At 45.2% G+C, this 5,000-nt stretch carries 4 protein-coding genes (2 of these 4 only partly in view); 2 read left to right on the forward strand and 2 right to left on the reverse strand.

The genetic code is table 11. The annotated features are described in order from the left end of the window. Together ACUUHJ_RS00170 and ACUUHJ_RS00175 are read right to left on the reverse strand one after the other, a co-directional pair. Positions 1-583 carry the beginning of a sensor histidine kinase gene (locus ACUUHJ_RS00170; RefSeq protein ID WP_472298040.1) on the reverse strand. It extends 797 nt beyond the left edge of the window, so the window shows 583 of its 1,380 coding nt (coding positions 1-583); the start codon lies at positions 581-583; the stop codon falls past the left edge of the window. Further along, on the reverse strand, positions 580-1,269 hold the full coding sequence (locus ACUUHJ_RS00175) for a response regulator transcription factor (protein WP_472298041.1): 690 nt from the start codon (positions 1,267-1,269) through the stop codon (positions 580-582). The genes ACUUHJ_RS00170 and ACUUHJ_RS00175 overlap by 4 nt, the downstream gene beginning before the upstream one ends. A 565-nt stretch (positions 1,270-1,834) precedes the next feature. Between ACUUHJ_RS00175 and gyrA the strand changes: the two genes are divergently transcribed. Both gyrA and ACUUHJ_RS00185 read left to right on the forward strand, forming a co-directional pair. Beyond that, positions 1,835-4,360: a DNA gyrase subunit A gene (gene gyrA / locus ACUUHJ_RS00180; RefSeq protein ID WP_172143279.1), complete on the forward strand. Its 2,526-nt coding sequence runs from the start codon at positions 1,835-1,837 to the stop codon at positions 4,358-4,360. Positions 4,361-4,525: 165 nt separating this feature from the next. Then, positions 4,526-5,000: the start of an HD-GYP domain-containing protein gene (locus ACUUHJ_RS00185; RefSeq protein WP_289675402.1), read on the forward strand. It continues 617 nt past the right edge of the window; the window shows 475 of its 1,092 coding nt (coding positions 1-475); its start codon is at positions 4,526-4,528; its stop codon lies beyond the right edge, outside the window.

Consider the following 5,000-nt stretch of genomic DNA (forward strand, 5'->3'; position numbering starts at 1 on the left):
TTATTTCTCTCGTCAATTTATGCAGTGGCTGCACCATACTACGCGTAATAAAAAAGCTGAGCAAAATGGTAGATACGGCTCCAATCAAAACGATGAGCAAGATGTTATTCGTCATTTCCATACGAGTGTCTTTAAGTCCACGTACAGGAGAGGCCAGAATCAGTCGTTGCTTTTCGTCGTTTTTAAAAGGCAGGTTAACAACCACATAATCATCGCTTCCGACCATCCATATGTTTCGATTTTGCCTTTTCTCCGCTTTACGCTCAAGGGCATCCATCCACTCATTCAAATTGGAAGAAGGCAGGGACGTGTAGAGTACTTTTTTCTTTTTGCCTAAGAGCAAAACTTCTATCTTGCGATTAGAGACGAGAAGCTTTTCGAGTTCTGCGACTCCCTCTGTTTCAATCTTTGCATTCGATTCGTTCATTTTTTCGATCCAGAATCGACCTTTTAGGTTTAATTCATTCTTTTGCTGCTCAATTAAATTATCGAGCAAAAACGAATTGATCAGGAAAGCTGATACCCCCATGACAAGACAGAGAAGAAGAGCGAACATCAACGTAATGCGAAATTGGATACTCATTCATCCTTCGTTCCTTCTATAGCTCGCAGGCGATATCCAAAGCCCCAAACCGTCTCAAGAGGGATCTTGTCCAGCTTTTTTCGGATACGACGAATGAGATCATCAACCACTCGATCACTTCCAAAATAATCAAATCCCCATATAAGAGAGAGCAGCTCATCACGGGAAAAAGCCCGATTCGGATGCTCCGATAAAAGGCTGAGCACTTGAAACTCTTTCGAGGTCACCTCTACTTCCTCCCCAAAAGAATATACAAGACGTTTTTCCTTATCTAAAACAAGAGCGCTGATAGCTGTTTCTTCCGCATGGGATTTCATTTGTTTCCAACGCTGGAGTGCCCGATTCACACGAGCCACTAATTCACGGGGACTAAAAGGCTTGGTGAGATAATCGTCGCTTCCTAGCTCTAGTCCAAGAATTTTGTCTACTTCTTCGTCGCGTGCGGAAACCATGATGATAGGCGTTTCTGAGCCAGCACGAATACGTCGGCAAAACTCATAGCCATTCATACCTGGCAACATGATGTCCAATACCCATAGATCGGGGGGATTCTCTTGCTCTAAAGTAATAGCCTCTTCGGCTGATTCAACGGCAGTTGTAACATAGCCTTCCTTTTGCAAATAGGCTTCGACGATCTGACGAATATTGATGTCATCGTCTACGATAGCAATGTGAAAGATCTTCATGGGATTCCTCCGCGAACCTTAAGATTCTCACTTTATTGTACATCTTCAAACAGACTTAAGCAGTTGTTGTAGGCATTTCCCACACTTTTCCCATACTTCCTTTCCTGCGTTTCTTACAATAGTGTAAGGAAGTTGAAACCCAAATCGATAGGACTACGTGGTCATACTCTGTAAAATAAAAGTACATTCAATAACGGAGGGATACACCATGAGAAAACTACTACAGATGATCGCGATTACGTTCGGATTGTTAATCGATACGAAGACAGTGATTCGCTTCTCTAAATTGGAAATGGTCGTGAAGCTGTAAAGATGATGATAACTACATGTAAAAAGACATGAAATTCTAGGGGCCAGAATGTAGGGGGCCTTTTTTTGTTTTTTGTGATGATCCAGCGTGAAACAAAGTTGGAATATTTAGGGGTGACACGGAATGCTCGAGTGTACGACCAATTCAGAGGGAAATCTTAGGGAAATGGACTGATTCAAGTGGTTTTTTTGGACGTGTCCTCTCTCTATATGGTATAATGAAGTATTGTGATAACCAGTTGGAGGTTTACCCTTTATGGCAGAAGAAACTGCTCGGTTTCCAAAAGTCGATATTAGCCACGAAATGAGAGAATCGTTCATTAGCTATGCGATGAGCGTTATCGTCAGTCGGGCTTTGCCTGACGTTCGCGATGGTTTGAAGCCTGTACACAGGCGTATTTTGTATGCCATGCACGATATGGGCCTTACTCCTGACAAGCCGTTCCGTAAATCGGCAAACGTTGTCGGGGAAGTAATGGCGAACTACCATCCGCATGGTGACTCTTCCATCTATGAAGCGATGGTACGTATGGCCCAAGATTTTAACATGCGCTACATGCTGGTTGAAGGGCAAGGGAACTTCGGTTCTGTAGACGGCGACCCGGCAGCGGCGATGCGTTATACGGAGTCGCGTTTTTCCAAGCTCGCGCTGGAGCTTTTGCGCGATATTGATAAAGAAACGGTCGATTTCACTCCTAACTACGACGGACGCAAAGAAGAGCCGGTTGTATTGCCTTCTCGTTTCCCGAACCTGCTTTTGAACGGTGCATCAGGGATTGCTGTAGGTATGGCTACCAATATTCCGCCGCATAACTTGACGGAAGTTATTGATGGTGTCATTGCCATGATCGACAATCCTGATATTACGATTCAAGATTTGATGAAAATCATCAAGGGACCTGACTTCCCTACAGCGGGGGAAATTCTCGGTTACAGTGGTATTCGTCGTGCCTATGAAACAGGCCGTGGTTCCATTATTATGCGCGCCAAAACCCAGATTGAAGAGGATGGGAAAGGCAAACCGCGCATCATCGTAACAGAGATCCCTTATCAGGTGAACAAGGCTAGACTCGTAGAAAAAATCGCGGAGCTAGTACGCGAGAAAAAAATCGAAGGCATTACCGACCTTCGTGATGAGTCTGACCGCAAAGGAATGCGTATTGTCATGGAATTGCGCCGTGACGTCATTCCAAAGGTTGTATTGAACAATCTATTTAAGCATACCCAAATGCAGTCTACATTTGGTGTGAATATGCTGGCACTCGTAGACAGTCGTCCGCGTGTATTGAATCTGCGTGACATGCTCTATTACTATTTGGAGCACCAACGTGTCATTATCCGCAGAAGGACCGAATACGATCTCAAGCAAGCAGAAGCCCGTGCGCACATCTTGGAAGGCTTGCGTATTGCATTGGATCATATTGACGAGATTATCAGCTTGATTCGTTCTTCTCAAACCACGGAAGAAGCTCGCACAGGACTGATGGAGAATTACTCCTTGTCCTACGAGCAGGCACAGGCGATTCTCGATATGCGTCTGCAACGCCTGACTGGTTTGGAACGAGAAAAAATCGAGAACGAATACCAGGAGCTCATGGTAAAAATCGCAGAACTGCGTGCTATTCTTGCAGACGAAGCCAAAATCTACGCGATCATCCGCGATGAGCTGGGTGAGATCAAAGAGAAGTTTGGCGATGAAAGGCGCACAGAAATTACTTTCGATGAGAATCATATCGAAGATGCTGATTTGATCCCAGAGGAAGATGTCGTAATCACCCTGACGCATGACGGTTATATCAAGCGTCTGCCTGTTTCGACCTACCGTTCGCAAAAACGTGGTGGACGTGGCGTGCAGGGATTGGGAACCAAGGATGACGATTTTGTCGAGCATCTGTACATTACCAACTCGCATGATTACATCATGTTCTTTACGAGCAAAGGGAAGGTGTATCGCCTAAAAGGATTTGAGATTCCTGACCTGAGCCGGACAGCAAAAGGTACCCCAATCATCAATCTCATTCAGATTGAAAAAGGGGAGCGTGTTAGTGCGGTAATCCCTGTGAAAGAGTTTGATCAAGAACATTACCTGTTCTTTGCGACCAAGAAGGGGATTATTAAGAAAACCACGCTGGAGTCCTATGAAAATATTCGCAAAGGCGGGCTGATTGCGGTTAACCTGCGCGAAGATGATGAGTTGATTGGTGTTCGTCTGACGGATGGCCAACAACAAATCATCATGGGTACTCATAAAGGCATGTCCGTCCGTTTCAATGAGGGAGACGTACGTACGATGGGACGTAACGCCACCGGTGTGAAGGGGATTACCCTTGACGACGATGATGATGTCATCGATATGGACGTTATCAAACCAAATGCAGAGGTGCTCATTGTAACGGCGAATGGTTACGGAAAACGGACTCCTGTCGATGAATACCGCATTCAATCTCGTGGCGGTAAAGGAATTAAGACACACAATGTAACGGATCGTAGCGGTCCGGTCGTCGGTCTGAAAGTCGTTGAGCCTGAAGAAGATCTGATGATTATTACCACTTCCGGTATCATCATTCGTACAGAAATGAAAGGTATTTCTGTGATGGGGCGCTACACGCAAGGTGTGAAACTGATCCGATTGTCTGAAAATGAGCAAGTGGGATCAGTCGCCAAATGTCCTCCAACTGAGGAAGAGGATATGACGGATGAAGATGCGGAAGAGGGAATCGAAGATCTGCAAGACGGAGAGACTGTCGAAGCAACCGAGCCTACCGAACCGACAGAGGAATAAAGAAAATCACATCGAAAGCGTCCCGCATAATGTGGGGCGTTTTTTCTGTGTAAATGCAAAAGTTTGTTCAACCCATTGCTTTTTTCCTGCAAATGGTTTGGGTTTGAAGTAAAATTGGGAAATGGATACTATATCATTAACAAGTTGGATCGGGTGGTGAGCAGGTTGCCCAATGTGGAAGTGAAACAACTGACTCTTGGAGCGAAATTGGCTGAAGACGTATTTACAGCATTGGGAGGCATTCTTTTTGCAAAAGGAACCCCTCTCTTTGAACGGGAAGTGCAATTCTTAGAAGCGTTCATGATCAAGCAGGTACAAGTAGAGGATTCAGGAGGGGATTGGACTGACCAAGGTGAACCAACCACACCTAAGGTAGATGCGCCAGAAGCTTCTGATAAGTTTACCCAAGCTAAACCTGTGTTTCAGGAGTCATTTGATAAAGCAGTGTCTACACTGAAGAATTTGATGACCCGCGTACAAGGCGGCAATAACATACCAGTTATGGAAGTCAGGGAAGTTGTTACGCCGATCATTACGGAGTTTCAGCAGCAACCACAAGTTCTTCTCTCCCTTCGGCGCTTTTCAAAGATGGATAGCTATGCCTACGAGCATGCCGTAGCGGTTGGGATTATTTCTTATA

Source organism: Brevibacillus schisleri (genome assembly GCF_055685845.1).

Bases quoted from the DNA above. Each gene is read 5' to 3' on its own strand.
- gyrA (WP_172143279.1), top strand. From the start codon at position 1,835: ATGGCAGAAGAAACTGCTCGGTTTCCAAAAGTCGATATTAGCCACGAA.
- ACUUHJ_RS00175 (WP_472298041.1), bottom strand. From the start codon at position 1,269: ATGAAGATCTTTCACATTGCTATCGTAGACGATGACATCAATATTCGT.